This window comes from Streptomyces sp. 17_S59 (assembly GCF_056930295.1).
Map to the genome: position 1 here is coordinate 6,231,776 of NZ_JBXOWD010000001.1, position 25,310 is coordinate 6,257,085.

The 25,310-nt window shown below is 72.1% G+C and carries 16 protein-coding genes and 1 pseudogene; 7 read left to right on the top strand and 10 right to left on the bottom strand.

Features of this window, described 5'->3' with window-relative positions:
- Positions 1-211 precede the first annotated feature (211 nt).
- The 4 genes from AC1Z4A_RS28195 to AC1Z4A_RS28210 all read right to left on the bottom strand — a co-directional run bounded on the left by AC1Z4A_RS28195 (position 212) and on the right by AC1Z4A_RS28210 (position 3,032).
- A complete protein-coding gene (locus AC1Z4A_RS28195) occupies positions 212-958 on the bottom strand; it encodes a DUF6000 family protein (RefSeq protein WP_483682676.1) in 747 nt (248 codons plus the stop codon).
- A 151-nt stretch (positions 959-1,109) separates the two neighbouring features.
- Positions 1,110-2,249 (bottom strand): methyltransferase domain-containing protein, encoded by a 1,140-nt coding sequence (locus tag AC1Z4A_RS28200; protein ID WP_483682677.1) that lies wholly within the window; start codon positions 2,247-2,249, stop codon positions 1,110-1,112.
- Positions 2,250-2,328: 79 nt separating this feature from the next.
- Positions 2,329-2,871 (bottom strand): SPASM domain-containing protein, encoded by a 543-nt coding sequence (locus AC1Z4A_RS28205; protein ID WP_483682678.1) that lies wholly within the window; start codon positions 2,869-2,871, stop codon positions 2,329-2,331.
- Positions 2,872-2,906: 35 nt separating this feature from the next.
- Positions 2,907-3,032 carry a hypothetical protein gene (locus AC1Z4A_RS28210; protein WP_483682679.1) on the bottom strand — a complete coding sequence of 42 codons (126 nt, stop codon included), beginning with the start codon at positions 3,030-3,032 and terminating at the stop codon, positions 2,907-2,909.
- A gap of 167 nt (positions 3,033-3,199) precedes the next feature.
- Here AC1Z4A_RS28210 and AC1Z4A_RS28215 point away from each other — a divergent pair, with 167 nt between their 5' ends.
- Positions 3,200-3,427 carry a hypothetical protein gene (locus AC1Z4A_RS28215; RefSeq protein ID WP_483682680.1) on the top strand — a complete coding sequence of 76 codons (228 nt, stop codon included), beginning with the start codon at positions 3,200-3,202 and terminating at the stop codon, positions 3,425-3,427.
- Positions 3,428-3,542: 115 nt separating this feature from the next.
- Here AC1Z4A_RS28215 and AC1Z4A_RS28220 read toward each other — a convergent pair whose 3' ends face one another.
- Together AC1Z4A_RS28220 and AC1Z4A_RS28225 are read right to left on the bottom strand one after the other, a co-directional pair.
- Positions 3,543-3,794 carry a hypothetical protein gene (locus tag AC1Z4A_RS28220; RefSeq protein ID WP_483682681.1) on the bottom strand — a complete coding sequence of 84 codons (252 nt, stop codon included), beginning with the start codon at positions 3,792-3,794 and terminating at the stop codon, positions 3,543-3,545.
- Positions 3,794-4,036 (bottom strand): hypothetical protein, encoded by a 243-nt coding sequence (locus AC1Z4A_RS28225; protein WP_483682682.1) that lies wholly within the window; start codon positions 4,034-4,036, stop codon positions 3,794-3,796. The genes AC1Z4A_RS28220 and AC1Z4A_RS28225 overlap by 1 nt, the downstream gene beginning before the upstream one ends.
- A 133-nt stretch (positions 4,037-4,169) precedes the next feature.
- On the opposite strand from AC1Z4A_RS28225, the gene AC1Z4A_RS28230 reads away from it, so the two are divergent.
- A complete protein-coding gene (locus AC1Z4A_RS28230) occupies positions 4,170-5,102 on the top strand; it encodes a helix-turn-helix domain-containing protein (RefSeq protein ID WP_483682683.1) in 933 nt (310 codons plus the stop codon).
- Positions 5,068-5,181, top strand: a pseudogene (locus AC1Z4A_RS28235) (DUF397 domain-containing protein); the annotation flags it as partial. The gene AC1Z4A_RS28230 and the pseudogene AC1Z4A_RS28235, both read left to right, overlap by 35 nt.
- 1,070 nt (positions 5,182-6,251) lie before the next feature.
- Here AC1Z4A_RS28235 and AC1Z4A_RS28240 read toward each other — a convergent pair.
- From AC1Z4A_RS28240 to AC1Z4A_RS28250, 3 genes are read right to left on the bottom strand one after another with little or no spacing between them, the layout of a single operon-like run.
- Positions 6,252-6,437 (bottom strand): MbtH family protein, encoded by a 186-nt coding sequence (locus tag AC1Z4A_RS28240; RefSeq protein WP_483682684.1) that lies wholly within the window; start codon positions 6,435-6,437, stop codon positions 6,252-6,254.
- A 22-nt stretch (positions 6,438-6,459) separates the two neighbouring features.
- Positions 6,460-10,293 (bottom strand): type I polyketide synthase, encoded by a 3,834-nt coding sequence (locus tag AC1Z4A_RS28245; RefSeq protein WP_483682685.1) that lies wholly within the window; start codon positions 10,291-10,293, stop codon positions 6,460-6,462.
- Positions 10,286-19,069 (bottom strand): amino acid adenylation domain-containing protein, encoded by an 8,784-nt coding sequence (locus tag AC1Z4A_RS28250; RefSeq protein WP_483682686.1) that lies wholly within the window; start codon positions 19,067-19,069, stop codon positions 10,286-10,288. Before AC1Z4A_RS28250 ends, AC1Z4A_RS28245 begins: the two co-directional genes overlap by 8 nt.
- 890 nt (positions 19,070-19,959) lie before the next feature.
- Here AC1Z4A_RS28250 and AC1Z4A_RS28255 point away from each other — a divergent pair.
- The gene (locus AC1Z4A_RS28255; RefSeq protein WP_483682687.1) at positions 19,960-21,309 is read left to right on the top strand and encodes a phthiocerol/phthiodiolone dimycocerosyl transferase family protein; all 1,350 of its coding nucleotides are present in this window, start codon (positions 19,960-19,962) and stop codon (positions 21,307-21,309) included.
- Between the two features lie 11 nt (positions 21,310-21,320).
- Positions 21,321-21,878: an RNA polymerase sigma factor gene (locus tag AC1Z4A_RS28260; protein WP_483682688.1), complete on the top strand. Its 558-nt coding sequence runs from the start codon at positions 21,321-21,323 to the stop codon at positions 21,876-21,878.
- A gap of 306 nt (positions 21,879-22,184) precedes the next feature.
- Here the strand turns inward: AC1Z4A_RS28260 and AC1Z4A_RS28265 are convergent, their stop codons facing one another.
- Entirely contained in the window at positions 22,185-22,502 is a 318-nt protein-coding gene (locus tag AC1Z4A_RS28265; RefSeq protein ID WP_483682689.1) for a hypothetical protein, read from the bottom strand.
- Between the two features lie 173 nt (positions 22,503-22,675).
- Between AC1Z4A_RS28265 and AC1Z4A_RS28270 the strand changes: the two genes are divergently transcribed.
- Positions 22,676-23,830, top strand: a complete 1,155-nt coding sequence (locus AC1Z4A_RS28270) for a methyltransferase (RefSeq protein ID WP_483682690.1) — start codon at positions 22,676-22,678, stop codon at positions 23,828-23,830.
- 204 nt (positions 23,831-24,034) lie between these two features.
- Positions 24,035-25,225, top strand: a complete 1,191-nt coding sequence (locus tag AC1Z4A_RS28275) for a L,D-transpeptidase (RefSeq protein WP_483682691.1) — start codon at positions 24,035-24,037, stop codon at positions 25,223-25,225.
- Positions 25,226-25,310: the final 85 nt, after the last annotated feature.

Consider the following 25,310-nt stretch of genomic DNA (forward strand, 5'->3'; position numbering starts at 1 on the left):
GTTGTCGCGGGGGCCGGAGGTCGAGGTTCGGGTACGCGTGCGGAGGGTGGGGCCGGGGTGTTCAGCTGGGCGGTGGCCAAGGCGGAGCCCTTCCCTGTCACCGTCCGATGCCTCATCCGACGCGCCTGGACTCTTTACCGCTGGGACACCCGCCCCAGAAGCCCCCGCATCCGGTGACCGGCGCTCGGGGTCTGCCGAGTCGCGAAGATACTCATCGCGCCGGCATGCCGGCCAGAGGATCCTTGCCGGCAGCGAAAGCCACCAACTGTGCAACGTTCTCCTGCGCCGCTTCCAAGGAGTTCGTGCCCTCCTCGCCGGACCACTGCTCCCACAAGCCGCCCGGCGCGAGCAACGGCTGTGCATAGCTGGTGCCGAGCACGCCGTCGAGATACAGAAGCGTCCCCATGGCCTCGCGCTGGCATTGCCAGTTGTCGCTCTCGTCCACGGGGCGTGGAAGAAGTAGGGCCTGGTCCAGGTAGCGGCGCAACAGGCCCGCATCCTGGTCCGTCCCGAGTCGGGCCAAGGCGGTGCAGTAGTCCCAGCCATATCCGCAGGGAGCGTCGCCCAGCAGGTCCTGGGCCATCCGGTCACGGAGGTCGGCGCGACGGCCGACCGCGATGAGCCACGTGGCGGCCAAGTGCTCGCGCCAGCCGCCTGTGTCCAGGAGCGTTGTCAGGTCTCTCGTGGTGGCCCTGCGCGCGGACCAGCGCAGCCGGTACTGGAAGAACCGCTGTCGGGGTCGCGGCCAGCCCAGCACCCCGCCGCGTAGCTTCAGATAACGTCCGCCACAGCCGACGTATCGCCGGGCCAGTCGGGCCCGGTAACGGTCCTCGCGGCTGCCGGTCCTGCCGCGCAGGAAGCTCGCTGTGTAACTCCGCAGCCCTGACAGATCTACTCGGACCATCCACGCCGCCGCCCACAGCCGCGACCCTGGGGACCGCCCGAGCTTCTGCTGCAATGCACCCGCGTACCGCTTACTGACCATCAACAGCGCCCCTCCCCGCCCTACAACCCCGCCCATTGCCCAATCATCCCGGATGTGGGCGCGGCCCGAGTCCTGCCGACGGGGCGGGCGGCCTCTAACGGGTGTGGTGGTCTTGGCGCGAGTGTCAGAGCTTGGTGTGCCACCCGCCCCGGGCGAGGATCGTCCGTCCCTCGGTGCTGATCAGTACCCGGGCGCCGCGCACTGGCAGTTCGCCGTGGTTGAGCCAGTAGGCGCGTACCTCGTCGAAGATGTCCCACAGGCGCCGGGGGCCGCTCTGGTGGACGGTCGGCCGGTCGGTGCCGGCCGCGGTGGCGCGGGCCCATGATCCGTCGGCGTGCGCCATGATCGCGGTGCGCTTCTCGCCGTCCTGGTGGTAGCGGTGGACGATGCCGGGGGCGGTGACGCTGAGCGTGGAGTCGAGGTCCCATGCCTGCTCGACGTCCACGACCGGGTACTGCCCCGTTGTGACGTCTTCGCCGTCCTGATCCTCCGCGGTGGCGAGCAGGGTGTCGAGGCCGGGCGGGTAGTCGTCGCCGTGGCGAGTCGTCATGAACCCGGCCCGGTCCCACTGCACACGGCCTGTGGCGCCGCCGTCCGGGTCTTTCTCCGCGGTGACGAGCAGGGACGTCCCGGCGATGGTCGTCACCAGCCGGCCGCCGTGGCACAGGGCCTCAAGCCAACTCGTCGGGATGGTGCGAACCGAGACCATGGACACGATGCGATCGACGGACCCCGGCTTGACGGGCAGGGGGCCGGTTGCATCGACGGTCTCGACTTGCGGGCGCAGGCCGATCTCGCCGAGGCGGTTTCGTGCGGCCTCTACGAGATAGGAGTCTACGTCCACGCTGGTCACTTGCTCGGGGTGGGCCAGGTAGCGGGAGGCGAGGGCGGTTCCGTACCCCGAACCGGTGCCGACGTACAGCAGGGTGTCGGCGGGGTCGAGGTAGGCGTGCCGGTGCATGTTGACGACGAGGCTCGGCAGGGTGGCCGAGGATGTCGGACGGCCTGTGGGGCGGTCGTCGGGCGTGGCGAGGTCGGCGTGCAGGGGGCCGACGCGGGTCACGAGGGATTTGTCGCTGTATGCGGTGTCGAGCCATCGTGCCTCGTCGGACGGCCCGTCCCGAAGCGTCCAGCCGTCGGGGCCGCGCTCCCACCATCGGGGTACGAGCTGGTGCCGGTGGGTCTGCGCCACGGGAGCACGCCACCGTGACGAGCGGTGGGTGACACGCTCGGCGAGTGCCGTGGCGCGTGGTTCCCAGTCCATTCGGTCTGTCTCCTATGAGTCGTCGCCGTCGTCCGGGAAACTCGGCAGGCATGCCTCGGTGTTGGCAGGGTCGCAATCCTCACTGTCGTCGGGGGGGGGGGGGGCAGGCATTGCGACGGGCAGGCACACTTTCCGCGATCTCTGCCCACTTGGGGCCGCCGAGCACCCTGGCGAGACCGTTCGTCTTCACGTTGCCGGCGACGAGGTGGCGGGAGAGGATGCAGCCGTAGACATCTCCGTTGGGAGAGACGGCGGCCCGCTGGTGGAAGCACCGGCCGCACAGTTCGCTCACGGCGGGTGCCGGTGTGTCGGGGGCCGCGGCGCGGCCGACCTTGCGGACGCGGTCGATGCGCGTGTGCTTCACGCCCAGGGCACGCAGCTCGGCCTCGGCCTGCCGGACACGCTGTCCGTCGAGGATCTCGACCAGGCCGGCCCGTAGCGGGATGCCGAGGTCGAGCGCCTTGACGATATTGGCGCGGGTGCGGGCGTGGCTCCCGGGGGATTCAGTGATCTCGTCGTGCTCGGCCGGATCGTCGCTGTAGTACGACGTGGCCAGGTGAACGCCCCTGCGGGTGAACAGCTCCCAAAGGCCGGGCCGGATGTGGGTGAGGTGCGAGTACACCTCGACGGTGAGCCGGCGGTCGAGGGCGTACTCGATCAGGGCGGACAGGTGGGGGACCGCGTCGGCTCACCGCCGATGAACTGCACGGTGGGGATGCCGAGCATGGCGATGTCGTTGACGACGTGTCGCCAGTCGGCGAGCGACATCGTGCCGTGCGACATGGTGGGGCCGGAAAGGGTGCAGCAGTGACCACAGCGCAAGTTGCAGACCTCGGTGAGTTCGCGCGCTCTGGCCCACGACGACAGTGTTCTTCCTGACTATCGGGTGGGGGTCGCGAAAAGGCTGAAGTCAGCCGTTTCCAGGCTGGCGTGCAACTGGTAGGTGATGCTTGGCTACCGGCGGGACCCTGACCGACGTCTCCTTCCCGGGAACGACCCTGGACCGCGGCGACTTCACCCGTGCCAAGCTGTTCCAGGTCGATCTGCGCGAGGCGGCCGCGCTGGGCATCACCTCCGGGGTGGGCGCCCTCAACGGCGTGACGATCAGCACTGCCTGGCTGTTCGACCCGGTCCCCGCCACGGCTCAGCACGTCGGGCTCACCGTCAAGGGCACCTGACGGCCGCCCCGGGCCGGCCTCGGTGCGGTCAAGCACCTCGCCCGGCGGGGCGGCGGGCAACGCCGAAGCCGTCAGGCTCCGGCGCACGGGTTCTGCGCAGGAAGGATCACGCTCATCACGTCTCCTCGGCGCAGGTATCGCCGGGTGCGCCGTCGTCGGCAGGCTTGTGGGGGTGGCGCGCCATGTGGGCCTCCCACGCCTTGTGGTACTCGGCAGCGTGCTCGAGGTAGCCGGTGCCTTCGGCTCGTTTGACAGCGCTCCGGTACCGGCCGCAGATGCCGCATTCCTCCACAGTCGGGTAGGTGGGAGGGCCGCCCGTGTGCGGCACGGGGGGTAGCGGGTCGAGGCCCCACATGGGTGGAGGCATCAGCACAGCGTTTGCCCCTCTCGTGCGTTGCCGGTCATGGAAGCGAGGTCGGCTGCCCGCCTCCGTTCGTCGGTGGTGGCGAGGCGCAGCGCCTCCGGCATCGCGTCCCATTCACGCTCACCGTCGGGTGAGCGCAAGCGGGCGTGGTAGTCGTCGGTGCTCACGACCTGGCCCACCTGGCCGAGGCGTGTGTCTACCAGCCACACACCCTCCCGGTAGGTGATCAATGGTGGTGTTGTCATTTGTTCGATCCTCCGTGGTGTCCCGCCCCCGTTGGACGGGCATCAACCGTGAGGCTCAGACTTCACCCACGCCACCGCGCTGACCAGAGTATTTTTCATTCCAAAGCGCTTTGGAATCAGGGGAGTTGAACGTATGAGCGAGGAGTGCGCGTCGCCTGCGGGGGAGTTCGGCTTGGAGGTCAAGTTCGCCCGCGAGGCGCGCGGGTGGTCGCAGGTGCAACTTGCCGAATATCTGTGCTGCCGGCAGCCGTACGTCAGCAAGGTGGAGTGCGGGCAGCAGCTGGCTTCTGCGCAGTTCGCCGAACAGTGCGACAAGGTATTCGGCACTCCCGGCGTCTACGCGCGCATGCGCCAGCGAGCGGCCGATGCGGGAAGCCCTACCTGGTTCATTCCCTACCTCCAGCTGGAGCGCGAGGCGCGGTCCGTCTGCGATTACTCCAACGCGTTCGTCATGGGCATACTGCAAACCCCGGAGTACGCCGAAGCCGTCTTCCGGTCCGCCCGCCCGCAGGACTCGGACGTCGAGATCAAGAGGCGTGTGGATGAGCGCATGCGACGGCGCGAGCTGTTCGACACCCCCAATCCGCCGTCGCTGTGGGTGATCCTGCACGAGGCCGTCCTGTGGTCTTGCGTGGGCGGCACAGACGTCATGCGGGGCCAGCTCGGGCACCTGCTGGCGGCATCGGAGTCTCCCCACATCACCGTCCAAGTCCTCCCCTTCAGGGCGGGCACCCCGTCAACGGGCGTGGCATTTATTGTGCTGACGCGACAGGACGGGACCGACATCCTGTACGAGGAGACATATCAGCGAGGGCAGGTGGACGACTCGACGGACGCAGCGGCAGAAGCGCGAGCAGCGTATGAGCGACTGCGCGCCGACGCCCTGTCACCTGCCGACTCCCTGACCCTCATCCAGCATGTTTTGGAGGCGTACAGCCATGAGCACTACCCCGGACCTCTCAAGCGCGATATGGGAGAAGTCCAGCTACAGCCAGGGAAACGGCGGCAACTGCGTCGAGTCCGCCCGCAACCTCGTGCCGTCATCCGGCGTCGTCCCCGTCCGTGACTCCAAGGACGCACACGGGCCCGCCCTGGTCTTCCCGGCGTCGTCCTGGTCGCTGTTCGTGGCGAACGTCAAGAACTAGGTACAGTGGGCAAGGAAGCCCCGACCTGCTACCAGCGGGCCGGGGCTTCTCGCATGCTGCCCCCTGTTGTCAGTGTCTGCTGCCACAATGCCTGAGTTCGCATGAAGGAGGGTGTGGATGCTCGCTGCCTTCCATGTCGGACGGGCTCGCGGGCCGCCTGGACGATGCCGTGACCAAGCTGCTCCCGGCAAGGAGGAAGACGGATCCGCCCGCGCTGGCGGCGGTCGGGCCCAGCCTGCTGCGCTGGCTGCCGCGGTCATTGGGGCAGCTGACTGAGAAGGCTGCGGAGCAGACGGTACGGACCGTGGCGCTGATCGGGGGTGAGGAGTGTCTGGAACTTCTGGCGGGATACGTGGGGGACGAGCGTGAGGGCGTCGTCAATGAACTCATTAGCGCATGGGGCTACTTCGACGCAGACGCCTACGCCGACAATGTTCTGCCACGGCTGCCGTTGGCGGGATATAAGGTGCCACTCACTCATTCCGGCCAGCTGCAGGCGGCAACTCGGTTGCGTTCGCTTTTCCGCCTCCGAATAGATCACCCCGTACGGGGACTCGGGTATCTCTCAGAGTTTCCGCCCTTGCAGCAGGTGTGGGTGACCACGCTGCGCGAAGGAGCCGACCTCTCCGTACTCCAGGTCCATCCCGGTCTGGAGAAACTCATGCTGTACGGAGGCGGGCCGACGAGAGGGGCATCGGTTCTCGCGGGCCTCACGGGACTACGCTGGCTGGCAATTCCTCGCCCTGAGGGCGTGGGCCTGAACGCCTTGCCGTTGATTCCCAAACTAGAGTTCCTCAGACTGTACGGGATCAGGGCGAAGGATGACTTGAGCCCGCTGGCCTCTCTCTCCGGCCTGCGGCATTTGCACTTGATCGGGACCGATAAGTGCACGCCGCTAGGTTTCGAGGAACTCGCGGGAATGACCGGTCTCACCGACCTCTATCTCATCGGCTACGACGTGAACGCACACACGGCTGCCCTGCTACCACGAAACAAGCGTCCGCCGCCCCACCGGCTTCAGTGCCCCCAAAGCACCTCACCCGGTGGGGCGGCACGCACCGCCGAAGCCGTCAGGCGGCCTCGGCACCCTCCAGATACGCCACGCACGCCTCATGCGTCGTCGCAGCCAACGTCACGCTCCACCCCTCCGGCACCTCGGCGAACGCCGGCCACAGGGAGCGCTCCCCGGCCGCGTTCGTGAGCACCAGGTGCGTCTTCTCAGCTCCGTGGCCGGGATCGTCGAACGGGTTCTGCACAGGTCGTTCCTCTCAGATCAGTTCAGTCGTCCGACGGCCGCAGCGCCGCCGCCAGTACCGCGCCGATGCGCGCCATCGGTTCGGGCTCGGTCATCTCGTAGTGGCCGCAGGGCACTCCGTGGTCCTCCAGGGTGCCGTCCACGTACGGGCGCCAGCCGTCGGCCTTCTCCCTCGCCAGCGACAGGTCCGCCGCCCGCTCCGGATCCACCGCATCGCCCGTAGCGCTGAAGAACAGCACGTCGCCGTGGAAGACCTCCGGGGCGAACCCGGGCGCGATGTCCAGGTTGTTGCGCATCACCTTGGCGATCACCGCCGCGTCCTCCGGCGTCACCGCCGAGGCGCCGCCCTCCGCCGTGCCGTCCCGCTCCAGCCGCTCCAGCACCTCGGCGACCGACATCGGCGTGCCGCCCGCCGGGACGTCGACGCCCGCGACCCGCAGCAGCAGCGAGGCGACCTGACGCTCCGTCTCCTCCGGTACGGGCACGTGCTGATGGGTCAGCGGCGCGTCCAGCAGGGCCAGGAACTCGACCTCCTCGCCCTCGCGCTGCAGCGCGGTTGCCATCGCCTGGGCCACGACACCGCCGTACGACCAGCCCAGGATCCGGTACGGGCCCTCGGGCTGCACCTCGCGCAGGTGGGCCACGTAGGAGTCGACCATCGCCTTCGCGTCGGCCGCCACCGGGGTCGTGCCGTCCAGGCCGTGGGCCTGGATGCCGTACACCGGCTGCCGCTCGCCCAGGTGGGCCAGCAGGCCCGTGTAGCGCCAGGCGATGCCGCCGCCGGGGTGGATGCAGAACAGCGGGCGCTGGTCGCCTTCGCTGCGCAGCGGGAGCACCGGGGCGTAGGCGTCCCGGCCCGCGCCCCCGTGCCCGGCCCGGGCCAGCAGGCCCGCGACCGTGGGGGCCGCCAGCAGTGCCGCGGCGGGTACCTCCAGGACCGCGGCGGTGCGCAGGCGGCCCGCCAGCACGACCGCCCGCATCGAATCGCCGCCGAGGTCGAAGAAGTTGTCGTGGACACCGATGCCCTCGATGCCGAGCGCCTCCTCCCACACCGCCGCCACGCTGCGCTCCAGCGCGGTGCGCGGGGCGACGTACTCGGTCACCAGGTGCGGGCGGGGCGCACGGCCGACGGAAGCCGCAGCCGCAGCCTCGTCCTCCGCCCGGTCGCGCGGCTTCGCCGCAGGCGCGTCGATCCAGTGGCGGCGGCGCTCGAAGGCGTAGCCCGGCAGCGGTACCCGCCGCGGCTCTCCGTCCTCGTCCTCCGAAGACGTCAGGTCGACGACCACGCCCGCCGCCCACAGGCGGCCGAGCGCCTCGCAGAGCACCTGACCGTCCGGGCTCTCGGCCTTGGCGTGCCGCATGCCGGTTACCGTCACCACGGGCTCGCCGTCGAGCCGGGCACGGGTCAGCTTGGACAGCACGTCGCCCGGGCCGATCTCCACGAACAGCGGGTTGCCGCGCTCCCACAGCGCCGCGATGCCGTCGGCGAAGCGCACCGTCTTCCGGGTGTGATCCACCCAGTGCTGGACGCTGGTCGCCTGCTCGTCGGTGATCCAGGTGCCCGTCACATTGGTGACGAACGGGATCTGCGGCGCCTTGAGGGTGACCGTGCGCAGCCGCTCGGCGAAGGCGCCGAGCACCGGGTCGAGCACGTGGGAGTGCGCGGCCGCGGGCATCCGCAGCCGACGGTGCGTCACATCGTCGGCGAGCAGCCGCCGCTCCAGCTCGGCCACCGCCTCCTCGCGGCCGGCGACGGTGCACGCCGCCGGGCCGTTGACGGCAGCCAGCGAGAGGCCGTCGGTGAGGTAGCCGCGCAGCTCGTCCTCGCCGAGGGCCACGCCGACGGTGGCCCCGCCCTGGGAGATGATCAGCCGGACCCGCTCGGCGGCCAGCGGCAGCATCTCCTCCAGGGACATCACGCCCGCGAGGCAGGCCGCCGTGTACTCGCCGAGCGAGTGGCCGATGAACGCGGCCGGCCGCACGCCGTGCTCCATCAGCGTGGTGGCCAGGGCGTATTCGGTGACGACCAGGCCCAGGAAGGCGTCGACGCTGCCCGGCTCGGTGTGCTCGTACAGCGCCGTGCGCAGGTCGCGGCCCAGGACGGGCTCCAGGATCCGCGCGCAGCGGTCGACCGCGTCCCGGTAGACGGGCAGGTCGCGGTAGAGCTGCGCGCCCATCCCCACGTACTGGGTGCCGCCGCCGGGCAGCAGGAATGCCACGGGCACGTCGCCGTCCCCCCGGACCTCGGGGAGTACCGGCAGCGGGTGGGCCAGGACGCGCGTGGCGTCCGCCGTGGACTCGGCGACCACGGCGGCCCGGTGGGGCATGGCGGGGCGGAAGGTGCGCAGGGAGTGCGCCACGTCGGCCAGGGCCAGCTCCGGGTGGGCGGCCAGGTGCCGCCCGAGGTTCTCGGCCTGCCCGCGCAGGGCGCCCGGGGTGCGGGCCGACAGGGGCAGCACCCGCCAGCGCGGCGCGCGGTCGCCCGCGGGGGAGTCCTGCGCCGGGTCCTGCTCCGGGTCCTGCTCCGAGGACGGAGCCTCCTCCAGGACGACGTGCGCATTGGTGCCGCCCACGCCGAAGGCGCTGACCGCGGCCCGGCGCGGCTCGGCGCCGGACGGCCAGTCCTCCAGGGCGGTGGGCACCCGGAAGGGGCCCGACGCGAAGTCGATCAGCGGGTTGGGGGCGTCGAAGTGGAGGTTCGGCGGGATCTGCCGGTGCTCCAGGGCCAGCACGGACTTGATGAAGCCCGCGATCCCGGCGGCCGCGCCCAGGTGCCCGATGTTGGTCTTCACCGAGCCGAGGGCGCAGTACTGCCGCTCGTCCGTGCTCTCCCGGAACGCCCGGGTCAGCGCGGCGACCTCGATGGGGTCGCCGATGCGGGTGGCCGTGCCGTGCGCCTCCACGTAGCCGATGGTGTCCGCGCCGACCCCGGACGCCGCCTGGGCGGCCAGGATCGCCTCGGTCTGGCCCTCGGGGCTGGGCGCGGTGAAGCCCACCTTGCGGCGGCCGTCGTTGTTGATGGCGGAGCCCTTGACGACGGCCCGGATGCGGTCGCCGTCGGCGAGTGCGTCCTCCAGACGCTTGAGCACGACCATCCCCACGCCGTCGCCCGAGGAGGTGCCCGCCGCGTCCGCGGCGAACGCCCGGCAGCGGCCGTCCGGGGAGAACGGGCCGTCGGGCACGTGCCGGTAGCCCAGCAGCGCCGACGGGTTGATCGAGGCGGCCCCCGCCAGGGCCATGTCGCACTTGTAGTCGATCAGGTCCTGGCAGGCGGTGTGGATCGCCACCAGGGCGGTCGAGCACGCCGTCTGGAGCGACAGGCTCGGCCCGGTCAGCCCCAGCTCGTAGGAGATGCGGGTGGCCAGCGTGCCCAGCGAGTTGCTGGTGGCCGCGTGGACCAGGGCCACCGAGCCGCTCTGCCCCGCGAAGCGCGGGTGGACGTGCGCCGGGTAGTAGCGGCTGTCCCCGGCCCCGGCGTACACGCCGACCTGGAGGTCGCCGTGGCCGGTCGCGTACCCGGCGTCCTCCATGGCGTGGTAGGCGCTCTCCAGCAGCAGCCGCTGCTGGGGGTCGACGAGTTCGGCCTCGGCGGGGCTGTAGCCGAAGAAGCCGGAGTCGAACCGGTCGATGCCCTCGATGACGGAGGCCATCCGCACCAGGTCGGGGTCGTCCAGGTCGGCCGGGTCGCCCCCGGCGGCCAGGAACTCCTCGTCGGTGACCGGGCGGATCGACTCCCGGCCGGTGGCGAGGAGTTCCCAGAACTCCTCGACCGTGCCGGCGCCGGGGAAGCGGCCCGCCATGCCGATGACGGCGATGGCGGGGTCGGCCCCGTACTCGCTCTCTGCTGTCTCATCCATCGTTGCGGGGACCCTTGCTCTTGTTGTTCTTGGTGGTGCGGCGCGCGGCACGGGCGGCGCGCTGGCGCTCCGCCTGCTGCCGGGCGCGGTCCATGCCGGTCGCGGGCGCGGCGGCGGGCGTACCGGCCTCGGGCGCCCCGGCCGCCCCGGCCGCCGGTGCGGCCTGCGCACCGCCGGGCGCGAAGCCGGCGTCGGCGAGGTGCCGTGCCAGGGCCCGGATCGTGGGGTGGGCGAAGAGGTCGACGACCGTCAGCTCGCAGCCCAGCTCCTCGTTGACCGTGGCCTGGGCGCGGACCAGGAGCAGCGAGTGGCCGCCGAGGTCGAAGAAGTTCTCCTCGACGCCCACGCGGTCGCGCTCCAGGACGCGGGACCAGATCGCCGACAGGGTCTCCTCCAGCCGGCGGCGGACGTCGGCGGACTCGTCCGCCCCGCCGCCCGCCGCGGTCGCCGAGGAACCGGCGGCCCGCAGCACCCAGCCCTCGGCGGAGCCGGCCGCCTCGGCGGCGGCACGGTGGAGGGCACCGATGTCGGCGCCGTCCTCCAGCGCCACCCGGCCCGCGAGCCGGTGCACCGGGCGGGCCGGGGCGAGCACGTGGCTGCGCACCCAGGGGGCCCGGCGGTCGGTCCCGATCAGCACATGGGCCTCGTCCAGGGTCCGCACCAGGTCGAAGGAGCGCAGGGCCGAGGCCGGGTCCAGGACGCGGTAACCCCGCGCCTCGGTCAGGGCCTTGAGGCCGTAGCCCTCGCTCATGCCCAGCTCGTCCCACATGCTCCAGGCCAGGCTGCGGGCGTCCAGCCCGGCACCGCGCTGGTGCACGGCCAGGGCGTCCAGGAAGGCGTTCGCGGCGGAGTAGGCGCCGCTCATCGCACCGCCGAAGTAGCCGTTGACCGAGGAGAAGGAGACGAACGACGCCGCCTGCTGTTCCTGTGCCAGCCGGTGCAGCACCCAGCCGCCGGTGACCTTCGCGGCCAGCGCGGCGCGCCACTCGCCCGTGTCGTACTCCGTCACGGCCCGCTGGTCGAAGCGGCCCGCGAGGTGCAGCACCCCGGCCAGCGGGGCCGGCCATTCGCCGCGCGCCTTGTCCACGGCCGCGCGCACCTGGCCCGGGTCGGTGATGTCCGCGGTCGCGTAGCGCACGTCGCCCTGCTCGCGCAGGCTGCGGTAGGCCTCGATGCGGCGGGCGAGTTCGCCGCCCTCGGCGAGGTGCCGTTCCCAGGTGTGCTCCTCGGGCAGCTCGGTGCGCCCGATCAGCAGCAGCCGGGTGCCCGGCGTCTTCAGCAGGTGCTCGGCCAGCCGCACGGCGACTCCGCCGAGGCCGCCGCTGATGAGGTGGAAGCCCTCGGTCGCGGCCGGTTCGATGCGCGGCAGCGGCTCCGGCAGCGGTGCCAGGCGGCGCACCCAGCGCCCGCCGTCGCGGTGGGCGACCTCGGCGTCGGCCGGGGGAGCCGCGATCTCCGCGAGGAGGAACGCCACGGCGTCGTCGCCCGTCCCGTCGAGGTCGACGTGCCCGGTACGCAGCCAGGGCAGCTCCTCGCCCAGGGACTTGAGGAGACCGCTCGCGGCGGCATGCGCGTAGGACGGCCGGTCCTCGGCCGACACGGCCTGGGTCCCGCAGGTCACCAGGTGGAGCGTGATCCGCCGGTCCGTGGTGTGACGGTCCGTCAGGGCGCGGGTCAGGCACAGCAGGCTGTCGGCGCCGTCGCGCTGGGCGTCGAGCAGGGCCTCCACGGAGTCCGGCTCGCCCTGCAGGCCGCCGAGTGCCCCGAGGTGGACGACGGCGTCGACCGGGCGGCCGTCCGCCGCCAGGGCGTCGAGCAGCCGCTCGTAGTCCTCCGTCGCGTCGATCCGCACCCGGTAGCCCGCCGCGTCGCCGCGGGCGAACTCCGCACCGGCCGTGACGACCGTGCACAGCCCGCCCTCCGCACGCAGCCCCGCGGCCAGGGCCCCGGCCAGCGCGGCGGCCGGGGCGTGGCGCCCGGCGAGGACCAGCGTGTGGCCGGCGGTCCGGGCCGGCCGGTGGAGGCGCTCGGCGCGCTGCCACACCGGGCGCAGGAACCAGTCCGGCACGGTCGCGGCGGTGCCCAGCAGGATCTCGGAGTTCTGCACGATCGCGTCGAACTCGCCGGACTCGAACCGCTTGCGCAGCTGGGTCCGCTGGATCTTGCCGATCTCGGTCTTGGGGATCACCGCCGCCTCGACCGGCACCAGGAAGGCCGGGCTGACGCCGATCTCCCGGGTGACCTTGCCGCGGATGGCGCGCAGCGCCGCGGTCACGTCCTGGCCCGGCTCGAGGTGGAAGAACAGCGCCAGCTCGTCGGTGCTCGCCGTGGGGTCGGTACGCACCGCGACGGCCGCGGTGAAGCTCCGTACGACGTAGGGCAGTTCCTCGACGCAGGACTCGATCTCGTGGCTGTAGTGGTTGACGCCGTTGACGATGATGACGTCCTTGGCGCGCCCGGTGATGTACATCTCGCCGTTGCGCAGGAAGGCCAGGTCGCCGGTCTCGAACCAGCCGTCGTCGGTGAAGGACTCGGCGTTCGCCTTGTCGTTGTCGTGGTAGCCGGTGGTCACGGTGGTGCCGCGGACCTGGAGACGGCCGACGGTGCCCTCGGCCACGAGGTTGTCCTGGTCGTCCATGATCCGCATGGCGAAGCCCGGGTAGGGCAGGCCGCAGCTGACGAACAGCTCCTCGCCCTCGGGGGCCTCGGCGGGCAGGATCGTGTCCGTCACCACCGACGACGTCTCGGACATGCCCCAGCACGGGTGCATGACGTCCTGCGGCATCCCGAAGGGCTGGAGGGTCTTGAGGAAGCCCCGGGCGGTCGCGGCGACGACCACCTCGCCCGCGTTCATCACCAGGCGCACGGGCGACAGGTCCCAGCGCCGGTCGCCCATACGGTGCGCCTGCTCGGACACCAGGCCGAAGGCGAAGTTGGGCGCCCAGATGATGCTGGCCCGGTGCCGGTCCGCCACGTCCATCCAGCGCAGCGGTTCCTCCAGGATCCAGGAGGTGAGCGCGTGGACCTGGCGGCAGCCGAGGTAGACGTCCCGGAGGTGGAACATCACCACGCCGGTGACGTGGTCCAGCGGGATCCAGTTGAACGAGACGTCGTGCTCGGTCAGGGAGTTCATCTTCGCGGTGGCCGCCGCCCGGGTCAGCACGTTGCGGTGGCTGAGCCGGACCGCCTTGGGCAGGCCCGTGCTGCCGGAGGTCAGCAGCATGAGGATGATGTCCTCGGGGCGCGCCTCGTGCCAGTCGGCGTCCGCCGGGCCCTCGCGCAGCGCGTCCACCGTGGTCAGCCGCAGGCCGGGCCAGTTCCGCCGCTCGGCCAGGCCGCGCAGGCCCGCCTCGCCGGAGGACGAGGTGACGATCCACGGGCGGTGCAGCATCTGCCACACGCCCTCGAGCTTGGTCAGCGGGGCCGAGGCGGTCTCGTACGAGGCCGGGACGGTCAGCGGCACGGTCACGAAGCCGCCGAGGATGCAGCCCCACAGGGCGGCGAGGAAGTCCTCGGTGTCCTCGCACTGCAGGATCACCTGGTCGCCCGGGCGCAGGCCCAGTGCGCGCAGGCCGCCCAGCACCCGGGACGCCTCCTCGATGAGCGAGGCGTAGCTGCGGCGGGTCTCGGTGCCGTCGGCGCGCACGTGGACGACCTCGGCGTGGTCGCCGCCCGCGGCGGCCCGGCGCAGGGCCTCCGCCCAGGTGTGCGCGGTGAGTTCGGGCAGCGCGGGTCCCTCGCTGAGCGCGGGGACGGTGGCGCCGGCCGCGGTGGCGGCGGGGGTCTGCGCGTCCGCGGACTGCCGTGCGGACGCCGTGCCGACGTAGCGGCGGCCCAGCTCCTCGGGGATCTCCTCCAGGGCCACCGTCGCGGAGCGGACGCCCGGCAGAGCGGCCAGACCGCGCTCCCACTGCTCGGCGGCCTCGGCGTCGACGACGGGCAGCTGCTCCAGGGCGGCCGTGTCCAGGGTGCCGTCGGCGTTGCGCGGCAGGTCGGTGACGGCGGCCACACGCGGGGCCCGCTCCGGGTCGGCGGCGGTCCGGCGCAGCGTCTGCGCCGCCTGCTCGGCCGCGGCGGCCCGGGTGGGGACGGCCAGGACGGTGGGCCGTCCGGCGCCGTCCGCCGCGGGCGGCAGGACCACGCAGTCGCGGATGCCGCCCTGGGCGAGGAGTTCGCCCTCCAGCGGGGCCGCGTCGAACGCCGTGCCCGTCGCGCGGTCACCGGCGGGCCGCGGCTCCGGGGCGGGCAGGGCGCCGATCCGCAGCGCGGGGTCGGCGGCGACGGCGGTCAGCAGCGCGTGCAGGGCGGCCGCGACGCGCTCCGCGGTGGCCCGGTCGAACAGGTCGGCGCTGTACTCGACGTGGCAGTCCAGGCCCTCGGGGGCGCCGTCCGCGCCGTGGCGCTCCACCACGTCGAGGAAGAGGTCGAACTTGGCGGTCCCGGTCGGGGTGGGCTTCAGCGCAGCCGCGTTGCCGCCCAGACGCAGCACGGCCTCGGTGTTGTTCTGCAGCGCCAGCATCACCTGGAACAGCGGGTGCCGGGCCGCGGTGCGGGCCGGGTTGAGCACCTCCACCAGCCGGTCGAAGGGCAGGTCCTGCCGGTCGTACGCGGCCAGGTCGAAGTCCCGGACGCGGGCGAGGAGTTCGCGGAACTCCGGGTCGCCGGAGGTGTCGGTGCGCAGCACGAGCGTGTTGGCCATGAGGCCGACCAGGTCGTCGAGGGCCTCGTCGACGCGGCCCGCCACCGGGGTGCCGACCGGGATGTCGGTGCCCGCGCCCCAGCGGGTGAGCAGTGCGGCGAGGGCTCCCTGGAGCACCATGAAGAGGCTGGCGCCGCTGTCGTCGGCGAGCCGCAGCAGCTCGCGGTGCAGCCCGGGGGCGACGTCGACCGTCACGCCGCCGCCGCGGCGGCTGGGGACCTGCGGGCGGGGCCGGTCGGTGGGCAGCGCGGTCTCCTCCGGCAGGCCGTCGAGCGCGGCCTTCCAGAACTCCAGCTGGCTGCCCATCAGCCCGGTGCCGTCCGCCTGTCCTTCGAGCAGGTCGCGCTGCCACAGCGCGTAGTCGGCGTACTGGACCGGCAGCGCCTCCCACTGCGGCTCGCGGCCCGCCAGGCGCGCCGCGTACGCGGTGGAGAGGTCCTCGGCCAGCGGGCGCAGCGACCAGCCGTCGGCCGCGCTGTGGTGCAGCACGACGACCAGCGTCCGGGCGGCCCCGGTGCCGTACAGGCCGGCCCACAGCGCGGTGTCGCGCGTCAGGTCGAACGGGTGGCGCAGGGCGGCGGCGACGTGGGCCTCGACCTCCTCGGCCGGGCAGTCCACGACCTGCAGCGCGGGACGCACGGTGCCGGGCGCCTGGACCTCCTGGCGCGGGGCGCCGCCGCTCTGGGGCAGCAGGGTGCGCAGGCTCTCGTGCCGGTCCGTGACGTCGGCCAGGGCCGCCCGCAGGGCGTCGTGGTCGATCTCCTCGGTCAGCCGGACGACCAGCGGGATGTTGTACGTCGCGGCCGAGGCGTCCAGCTGGTTGAGGAACCACATGCTCTGCTGGGCGAAGGACAGCGGGATCAGCCCGGGCCGTTCGGCCGGTACGAGCGCGGGCCGCGCCGCCGCCGCGGCGGACTCGGGCAGGTGCCCGGCGATCTGCGCCGGGGTGGGCGTGGTGAAGACGACCGACATGGCGACCTCGGCGCCGGTCGCCGCGCGCAGCCGGGTCACCAGCCGGGTGGCGAGCAGCGAGTGCCCGCCCAGGTCGAAGAAGTTGTCGTCGGTGCCGACGGTGCCCTCGGGCAGCCGCAGCAGCTCCTCGTAGAGGCGGCAGACCAGGGCCTCGGCCTCGGTGGCCGGGGCCCGGCCACCGGCGGCGGCCGCGAAGTCCGGGGCGGGCAGCGCCTTGGCGTCCAGCTTGCCGTTGGCGGTCAGCGGCAGGGCGTCCAGCAGGACGCAGGCGCTGGGCACCATGTGCTCGGGCAGCAGCCCGGCCAGGTGGGCGCGCAGCTCCGCGGGGTCCGGGCGGTCGCCGGGCGCGGGGACGGCGTAGGCGACGAGCATCCGGTCGGCGGCGCCCTCCGTCTCGCGGGCGACCACGGCGGCCCGGGCGACCGCGGGGTGGCGCACCAGCGCGGCCTCGATCTCGCCGGGCTCGATGCGGAAGCCGCGGATCTTCACCTGGTGGTCGGCGCGCCCGGCGTACTCCAGGGTGCCGTCGGCCGAGCGGCGGGCCAGGTCGCCGGTGCGGTACATCCGCTCGCCGGCCGGGCCGAACGGGTCGGCTACGAAACGCTCGGCGTTGAGAGCCGGCCGGTTGAGGTAGCCGCGGGCCAGGCCGGGGCCGGCCACGTACATCTCGCCCACCCGGCCGGGCGGCACCGGCTGGAGGCAGTGGTCGAGGACGTACACGCGCAGGTCGGGCAGCGCGGTGCCGATGACACTGCGCGCCCGGGCGTCCTCGACGAGGTCGCGCGTCATGCGCTGGTAGGTGACGTGCACGGTCGTCTCGGTGATGCCGTACATGTTGATCAGCGCGGGGGCGTCGTCGCCGTACCGCTCGATCCAGGGGCGCAGGTGCGCGGGCTCCAGCGCCTCGCCGCCGAACACGACGTAGCGCAGGGCGAGTCCGCCGCCCTCGCCCGCCAGGTCCGCCTGGACGAGCTGCTGGAAGGCGGAGGGCGTCTGGTTGAGCACGGTGACGCGCTCGCGGCGCAGCAGCTGGAGGAAGTCCCCGGGCGAGCGGGTGACCGTGTGCGGGACGACGACGAGCCGGCCGCCGTACAGCAGCGGGCCCCAGAACTCCCAGACGGAGAAGTCGAAGGCGTACGAGTGGAAGAGCGTCCACACGTCGTCCGGGCCGAAGTCGAAGTGCGCGGCGGACGTCTCGAACAGCCGGATGACGTTGGAGTGCGGGATCACCACGCCCTTGGGGCGGCCGGTGGAGCCCGAGGTGTGGATGATGTACGCGGCGTCGTCCGGGGTGAGCGGGGCCGGGCGGTCGGCGTCGGTGAGGTCGGCGGCGGAGCGCGCGGCCAGGTCGGCGTCGGTGGCGTCGTCGCCGAGGACGATCGCGGTGGCCCCGGTCCCGGGCAGCGTCGGTGCGGTCCGCGCGTCCGTGACGAGCAGCGCGGGCGTGGCGTCCCCGGCCACGGCGCGGATGCGCTCGGCGGGGTAGGCCGGGTCCAGCGGCAGGTATGCGGCGCCGGACTTGAGCACGGCGAGCAGGCCGATCGTCAGCTCCGCGGAGCGGGGCAGGGCCAGGGCCACGACGCGGCCCGGTCCGGCACCGTGCTCGACGAGGAGCCGGGCCAGGCGGTTGGCGCGGGCGTTCAGCTCCGCGTAGCTGAGGGAGGTGTCCTCGTGGGTGACGGCCGTGGCCTCGGGGGTGCGGGCGGCCTGGGCCTCGAAGCGCGCGGGCAGGGTGGCGTCAGGCGCGGCCGGGGCGCTCCCGGCGGGGGCGTACGAGGGGTGCTCGTCGGGGCGGAGCAGGCTCGTCCGGGCCAGCGGGAGGTCGGCGTCGGCGGCGGCGAGCCGGTCCAGCAGGAGCAGGAACCGCTCCTGGTGGTCGGCGAGTTCGGCCTCGGTGTAGAGCGCGGGGTTGGCGTCGAAGGAGAGCCACAGACCGGTGCCGTCGGCGCCGGGGCGCACATTGATCTGGAGGTCCTCGACCGCGCCGCCCGTCAGGTGGTGCGAGGTCGTGCCGTGCCCGGCGAAGCCCAGCTCGTGGGAGAACGGCACGAGGTTGACGACCGGGCCGTACAGCCGCCGGGCGCCGCCCAGGAGCTTGAGGTCGCGGCGCAGGTCCTCGCCGCGGTACTGCTGGTGCCTGCGGACGGCGGCCAGCTCGGCGGCCACGGTGCGGACGAGTCCGGAGACGGTGTCGCCGGGGCGCACGGCGATGCGCAGCGGCAGGATGTTGGAGACCGTGCCGGGGGTCCGCAGGGCGGTGGAGCCGAGCCGGCTCATGGTGGGCAGGCCGAGGAGGACGTCCGTGGTGCCGGTGACCCGGTGCAGGTAGCCGGCGACGGCCGCGAGGAGCAGGTCGGTCCGGGTGCCGCCGAGCCGGGCGGCGGCAGCCGACAGCCGCTCGGCGTCGGCCGCGGGGAGGTCGGTGGTGCGGCGCAGGAACGGGGCGGAGGCGGGGGCGGTGCCCTCGGTGAGGCCGACGGCCTCGGGGGCGTCGGCGAACCGCTCCGTCCAGTAGGCGCGGTCGCGCTCGAAGCGCTCGGAGGCGCGGTAGGCGGCCTCCTCGTCGAGGAGCCGGCCGACGGGCGCGAAGGGGTTCTCCGGCACCTTCTCCCCGGCCACGAGCGCGGTGTACGTTTCGGCCAGCCGCCGCGCGACGAGCTTGTAGCTGTATCCGTCGAGCAGGATGTGGTGGGCCCGCAGGAACCAGATCCAGTGGTCTTCGGCCATCTTGAGGAGGGCCTGGGTGAAGAGCGGTCCCTCGGTGAGGTCGACGGCCGTGGTCAGATCCGCGCGTATCCAGGCCTCGGCGGCGGCGCGCGGGTCGGGCTCGGCACTCACGTCCACGGAGTGCAGGGGCCAGTCGGCGGCGGGGGACAGGGTGCCACGGGGACCGTCGGCGGCCTCGGTGAAGCGGAGGCCGAACGTCTCCGCCTCGGCGACCGTGCGGCGCAGCGCGCTCTCGAACAGCTCGGCGTCGACGGGTCCGTGGATCTCCACGTACTCACCGGTGTTGTAGGCGGCGTTCGCGGGGTCGAGTCGCTGGGCGAACCAAAGGCCCTCCTGTGCGCCCGACAGCGCGCGACTGGCGTCCTCGTGAACAGACATGGCACCAACCCTCATAGGTATGGAATTTTCCGGCGAAGAAAAGCCCTGCGGGCAATCCGCGCAGGGCGACGTGGGGGCGGGCGCATGCGATCGGTTCCGCGTACGGGAAATGCGATGCGGGCGCACCGGGGAGTCTCAAAATCGCTGCTGGATGTGGCGCATTGAGACGACATCGAGAGCGCCACGGCGAGGCGGCCCTTCCACCGGGATTAACCCTGCATGAGGAGAAGTCGGACAGTCAAGGGGACCACTTCCGGTTCCGCTTGCCTGCACTTCGAGGGAACCGAAGTGCGGCGAACGCCCTCCGGGCCGGGTCGGCACCGGACGCCGTACGATGCTCCGTCAGAAGCAAGTTTCCCCAGTTCAGAGGGTGTTCAGGGGGGTGCAAGCCAATGTTCGCCATGGGCTGGTACGGTCGCTCCTCCTTGGCCGCTTCACTGTGCCACTGACGCAGAGTCACGTTCCACTCTCGACTCCGGGCGCTTTCGTGACGCATTGTCACAAGGGTAAATCCCGGCCGAAGTGCGACGGTGCCCCGGCAAGTTGGCTCAAGATAGCCCTTCCGTTGGGAGAGGATATGGCGAGCCCCTGCCGGGGCATCAAGAAGAAGCAAGGAGGATGTGAGGCATCCCCCAAGCCTCTTGAAAGACGGCGGAAATCCCGCTTCACTGAAACCGCGATTCCGCTTCGGTGGGCGCGGGCATCCGGGTGGGTTTTACCGCCGGTAGCAATAACTTCCGGCCAAACATTGGCCGATTCGTCGAAGCAGGATGTACGGCCAGCCGGTCCATGCCCGGACGGGTCCTGTCGCGACGGTGGGGCCCGCTCCGGTTCGTTGCACCGCCTGCAACCGCCTGTACCGCCGAAGATGAAAATGAAAGGTAAGTGGTATGCGCCGCAAGTTGTGCCCGGTGGAGACGCTCTACGTCGCGCAGCGGAGCCGGGCCGTGGTCTCGTGCACCGTCCACGGGGACCTCGACGAGAAGCTGCTCGCCGCGGCGTTCGACGCCAAGGTCGCCGAGCATCCGTCCCTGCGCAGCCGGATCGAGCAGGCGGACGAGGGGGACGGGGGAGACGGGGGATACGTCTTTCGGCCACTGGCCGAGCCCGACCTGCCCCGGCTGGTCGTCCGCGAGGGCGGACCGAACGCCCTCGCCGACGAGTTCAACACCCCGCTGCCCGCCGGCGGCCCGCTCGTCCGCGCCGCCATGCTGCGCACCGGAGAGGCCGAGCACGTCGTCGTGCTGAGCGTGGACCACACCATCACCGACGGCCACAGCGCCCTCGCCCTCTACGACGGGCTGTGGCGCGCCTACGCGGCCCTCGCCGACGGCGACCTGGACGCCCCGGAGGCCGTCGCCCCGGACGGGACCGACTGGAACTGGCCCGCCCCCGTCTCCGCCCAGCTCCCGGCCTCCTCCCCGGAGGAGCTGGACCAGTACCTGGAGCAGCGCATCGAGCGGGCACGCCGGTCCCCGGTCACCGCCCTGCCGTACGGAGCCGCGCTCTCGCTCTCCGACGGCACCGGCTCGGATGGCACCGGCCAGGAGCCCCGGGTGGACGTACAGCGCGTCCTCCTCGGTCCCGAACAGACCGCGCGCCTCGTCCGGACCGCCAAGGCCGAGGGGATATCGGTGCACGGCCTGCTGAGCGCCGCGCTCCTCATCGCCGTCCGGCGCGGACTCGACGGCGGCGGCGAGCCCAGGACGATGGGCTGCATGTCCCCGGTGGACCTCCGCTCCCGGATCACGCCCCCGCTGCCGCGCGAGGTCATGGTCGCCGCCGTCGCCTCCTTCCTGGACGTGCTGGAGGTGGCCGCGGACTCCGACCCGCTGGACCTGGCCCGCCAGGTGATCGCCAACCTCCGCGCGGCCATCGAGCAGGGCGAGTACGCGCGGGAGACGCACATCCTGTCGAAGGCCGCCGCCAACCCCGCGCTGCTCGCCACCAGCGTGATCGTGACCAACATGGGCAACGTCGCCGTCCCGTCGGCCCCGCGAGGCCTGCGCCTGAGCGACATGCGGCTGGTCCCGGCGCGCGAGCAGTACTACCCGCAGGCCGGGCGGGGACCGGTCCTGGGCTGTGTGGTCTCCTTCGACAACAGCCTCGCCATCGAACTCCCCTACAGCAACGAGTGCTTCGGCCAGGAGCAGATGCGGGCGGTCCGCGACGGCGTGCACGCCGTCCTGCTCGGGCTCATGGGTGACGACGAGGCCCACGACGCGGCGAGGAAGGGCTGACGGAGCCGGTGATGCGGGTCATACGTACGGCGACCACACGCACGTCGAACGATTCGGGCGCCGGCACCGGTACCGTCACGGTGCTGCTGCCGCGGGCACAGGCCGGGGACCGCCAGGCCATGAACGACCTCCTGCTGCACATCGCCCCCTTCGTCGGCCGGCTCTGCCTGCCGATCGCCCAGGGGCACAGCTCCGACGCCGCACAGGAGGCCATGCTCGCGATCTACCGCGGAATCCGGGGGCTCCGCGAACCCACGGCCTTCTACGGCTGGGTGCGGGCGGTCACGGTGCGGGAGGCGGTGCGCACCTCGAAGCGGATGGGCCAGGGGGCGGCGGACGACCTGCCGGACCTGGCGCAGGACGCCAACCCCATGGCGGCGGTGCACATCTCCGACGTGATGGAACGGCTGCCCGACCAGCACCGGCAGGTGCTCACACTGCGTGCCGTGTACGGCATGAACGAACAGGAGATGGCGGCAACGCTCTCCCTCCCCGTAGGCACGGTCCGCTCCCGCCTCCACCGAGCCCGCCGCAACTTCCAGGACGCGTGGCACCAGCGGTCGGCGTGAGGGGGGGCCTTCCCCGATCCCGCCCCTTCCCGGCTGTATCGATTTGCGGCTCCGCCGCGCGGGGGGCTTCGCCCCAGACCCCGGGACCGCGCTGCGCGCGCCACGCGGCGGAGCCGCAAATCGAGCGCAGCCTCAAACGCCGGACGGGCTGAATTTCAGCCCGTCTGGGGGCACCTCCTGGGGGCACCCCCAGCGGTAGCTGGGGGAGGTAGCTGGGGGAGTTTGAGGACCGGGGGTCCGGGGGCGGAGCCCCCGGTTGTGGGAAGGGGCGGGGTGGGGAAAAATCCCCGCCCCGCCCCCGACGCGTCACTTCGAGCCGAAGAACACGCTCTGGAACTGCGCCGAGCGCGGCGCATCCTGCCCCGGCGAGAGCCGGGTCGCCTCACCCTTGCAGTTCTTCTGCGCGTACACGACGAGCGGCTTCTTCGTCTTGTTGCGCGGCGCCCGCGCCTCCTGCCCCATGGAGAGGCACTTGCTCTCGGGAGGGTTCTGGACGAAGTAGACCTTGCCCTTGGGGCCTTCCCAGTAGAACTGGCCGTTCACGGCGACAGCAGTGCCGGCAGGCAGCCACAGGGCGAGGAGCAGCGCTCCCGGAGTGACCACCGCAGTGCGGAACAGGCGCATCACAGATCCTTGATCTCGACGGCAGAACAGATGACGGAACAGGTGGGCAAAAAGCCCCCAATGCGGTCAACGACGCTCGACGCCCCGCGACACGCAGTTCCTGATCGGCTCGCGGTCGGCGCCCGGGGCGGCGGCACTGGGGCCACAGGGGCCTCGGATAGCCTGAGAGCACGATGAACCGCTTCACGACGCCCTGGGGCGAGCTAGACCTCGCCCGTTTCCCCGAGGACCCCCGCGACCCCTTCCGCGCCTGGGACGCCGCCGACGAATACCTGCTCCGGCACCTCGCAGGGGCCGGCGGCGAGCCGGTGGACCTGTCGGGCGCCGTGGTCGTGGTGGGCGACCGTTGGGGGGCGCTGGTCACCGCCCTCGCCGGGCACCGGCCCACGCAGATCACCGACTCGTTCCTCGGCCAGGAGGCGACCCGGGCGAACCTCGTCCGCAACGGCATCGCCCCCGACGCCGTCCGGCTGCTGTCGACCAGGGACACCCCGCCGGACCGGATCGACGTCCTGATCGTCCGCATCCCCAAGAGCCTCGCGCTCCTGGAGGACCAGCTGCACCGCCTCGCGCCCGCCGTGCACGAGGGCACCGTCGTCGTCGGCACCGGCCGGGTCACCGAGATCCACACCTCGACGCTCCGGCTCTTCGAGCGGATCCTCGGACCGACCCGCACCTCGCTGGCCGTGAAGAAGGCCCGGCTGATCTTCTGCACGCCGGACCCGGCGCTGCCCCGCCTGCCCAGCCCGTGGCCGCGGTCGTACGAGCTGCCCGCGGACGCCGGGGCGGGCGCGGGCCTGACCGTCACCAACCACGCGGGCACCTTCTGCGCCGAGCGCCTGGACATCGGCACCCGCTTCTTCCTCGACCACCTCCCGCAGCACAAGGGCCCGGCCCGCATCGTCGACCTGGGCTGCGGCAACGGAGTGCTCGGCACCGCGGCCGCGGTGGCCGACCCCGAGGCCGAGGTGACCTTCGTCGACGAGTCCTTCCAGGCGGTGGCCTCGGCGGAGGCCACGTTCCGCGCGAACGTCACCACGGACACCGGGGCCGAGTTCCTGGTGGGCGACGCCCTGTCGGCCGTACCGCCCGCCTCCGTGGACCTGGTGCTGAACAACCCGCCCTTCCACTCCCACCAGGCGACCACCGACGCGACGGCCTGGCGCATGTTCACCGGCTCGCGCAGGGCGCTGCGGCGCGGGGGAGAGCTGTGGGTCGTCGGCAACCGGCACCTGGGCTACCACGTCAAGCTGCGCAAGATCTTCGGCAACTGCGAGGTCGTCGTCGGCGACCCGAAGTTCGTCATCCTCCGGTCCGTCAGGACCTGAGCCCTTCGCCCGGGTGAGGCGAAGTGTCCGGGAGCGCACGGCGAGAGCGATTCGCTGCATAAAGATTGCTTTCTCCAGGAACCGCGAGGGCGTACAGATCATCTGTACGGACGGTGGGGGGATTTTCGCCCGTCTGTTCCAGACGGGATGAGAGCCGGTCGGGCCCGCCATGGATCACGCACCTTGCAGCTTTGGAGGACTCACGTGCACGTCGGACCGGGCCGTCGCCCCGCCCTGCTGATATCCGCCGCCCTGACGGGCTCCCTGGTGCTGACCGCGTGCGGTGGCTCCGGCGGTTCCGGCGGCGGCTCCGACGCGGGGGCCGAGGCCAAGGTCACCGTCAGCCCGGGCGACGGCGGCAAGGGGGTCGAGCTGGGCTCCCCGATATCCGTGAAGGCCGCCGACGGGCGGCTCACGGGGGTGGAGGTCAAGGACGGCAAGGGCGCCGACGTGCCGGGCAAGCTTGCCGAGGACGGCTCCTCGTGGACGTCCGAGGGCAAGGTCAGACCGGACACGACCTACACGGTGCACGCCAAGGCCAAGGGCGGCGACAAGGGCAAGGGCAAGGAGTCCAGCACGTCCGCGATGTTCTCCACGAAGGGGGCGCCGAAGGTCAACAAGCTCACCAACACGCCCGCCAACGGCGACACCGTCGGCACCGGCATGCCGGTCTCGATCCTCTTCGACCACAAGGTGGACAAGGACAAGCGCGCCGAGATCGAGAAGGCGATGCGCGTCGAGACGCAGCCGAAGGTGGAGGGCGCCTGGGGCTGGGTGACGGACTACTCGGGCCAGGACCGGCTCGACTGGCGGCCCAAGGACCTCTGGCCCAGCGGCACCAAGGTGTCGGTGAAGGGCGCGCTGGGCGGCGTCGACTCCGGCGACGGCGGCTGGTTCGCCCGGGACTACTCCTTCGGCTTCACCATCGGCAAGGACCACAAGGCGGTCATCGACGTGCCGGCCCACACGCTGACCATGTACGAGGACGGCAAGGCCGTCGGCGACATCAAGGGCTCCGCGGGCTCCCCGGACGACCCCACCCGCGGCGGCATCCACACGGTGCGCGGCAAGACCCCGGCCGAGACGATGGACTCCGCGACCATCGGCCACGGCAACGAGTGGATGCTGGACGCGAAGTGGGTGACGTACCTGACGGCCTCGGGCACGTTCCTGCACTCCGCCCAGTGGAACGAGTTCATCGGCGTGAAGAACAACAGCCACGGCTGCTTCGGCATGACCATCAGTGACGCCAAGACCGTCTACGACTTCCTGCCCATCGGCGCCACGGTCGAGGTCAAGGGCACCTCCAGCACCAAGAAGACCGACGTGGGCAACGGTCTTGAGGTCTGGCAGGAGAACTGGGAGCAGTGGCAGAAGCGCAGCGCGCTGAAGTGAGCTGCACCGTGGGCGGTGCCTGGCCACCCGGCTGTCATGCTGCTTCGGGCTGATCGTCCGATACCGACCGTACGGTAGCGTACGG

What these genes read in the sequence shown, in the direction of transcription:
- AC1Z4A_RS28200 (WP_483682677.1), bottom strand. Translation starts at nt 2,249, where the DNA reads ATGGACTGGGAACCACGCGCCACGGCACTCGCCGAGCGTGTCACCCAC.
- AC1Z4A_RS28210 (WP_483682679.1), bottom strand. Translation starts at nt 3,032, where the DNA reads ATGTCGCACGGCACGATGTCGCTCGCCGACTGGCGACACGTCGTCAAC.
- AC1Z4A_RS28220 (WP_483682681.1), bottom strand. Translation starts at nt 3,794, where the DNA reads ATGCCTCCACCCATGTGGGGCCTCGACCCGCTACCCCCCGTGCCGCAC.
- AC1Z4A_RS28225 (WP_483682682.1), bottom strand. Translation starts at nt 4,036, where the DNA reads ATGACAACACCACCATTGATCACCTACCGGGAGGGTGTGTGGCTGGTA.
- AC1Z4A_RS28230 (WP_483682683.1), top strand. Translation starts at nt 4,170, where the DNA reads ATGAGCGAGGAGTGCGCGTCGCCTGCGGGGGAGTTCGGCTTGGAGGTC.
- AC1Z4A_RS28245 (WP_483682685.1), bottom strand. Translation starts at nt 10,293, where the DNA reads ATGGATGAGACAGCAGAGAGCGAGTACGGGGCCGACCCCGCCATCGCC.
- AC1Z4A_RS28250 (WP_483682686.1), bottom strand. Translation starts at nt 19,069, where the DNA reads ATGTCTGTTCACGAGGACGCCAGTCGCGCGCTGTCGGGCGCACAGGAG.
- AC1Z4A_RS28255 (WP_483682687.1), top strand. Translation starts at nt 19,960, where the DNA reads ATGCGCCGCAAGTTGTGCCCGGTGGAGACGCTCTACGTCGCGCAGCGG.
- AC1Z4A_RS28260 (WP_483682688.1), top strand. Translation starts at nt 21,321, where the DNA reads ATGCGGGTCATACGTACGGCGACCACACGCACGTCGAACGATTCGGGC.
- AC1Z4A_RS28265 (WP_483682689.1), bottom strand. Translation starts at nt 22,502, where the DNA reads ATGCGCCTGTTCCGCACTGCGGTGGTCACTCCGGGAGCGCTGCTCCTC.
- AC1Z4A_RS28270 (WP_483682690.1), top strand. Translation starts at nt 22,676, where the DNA reads ATGAACCGCTTCACGACGCCCTGGGGCGAGCTAGACCTCGCCCGTTTC.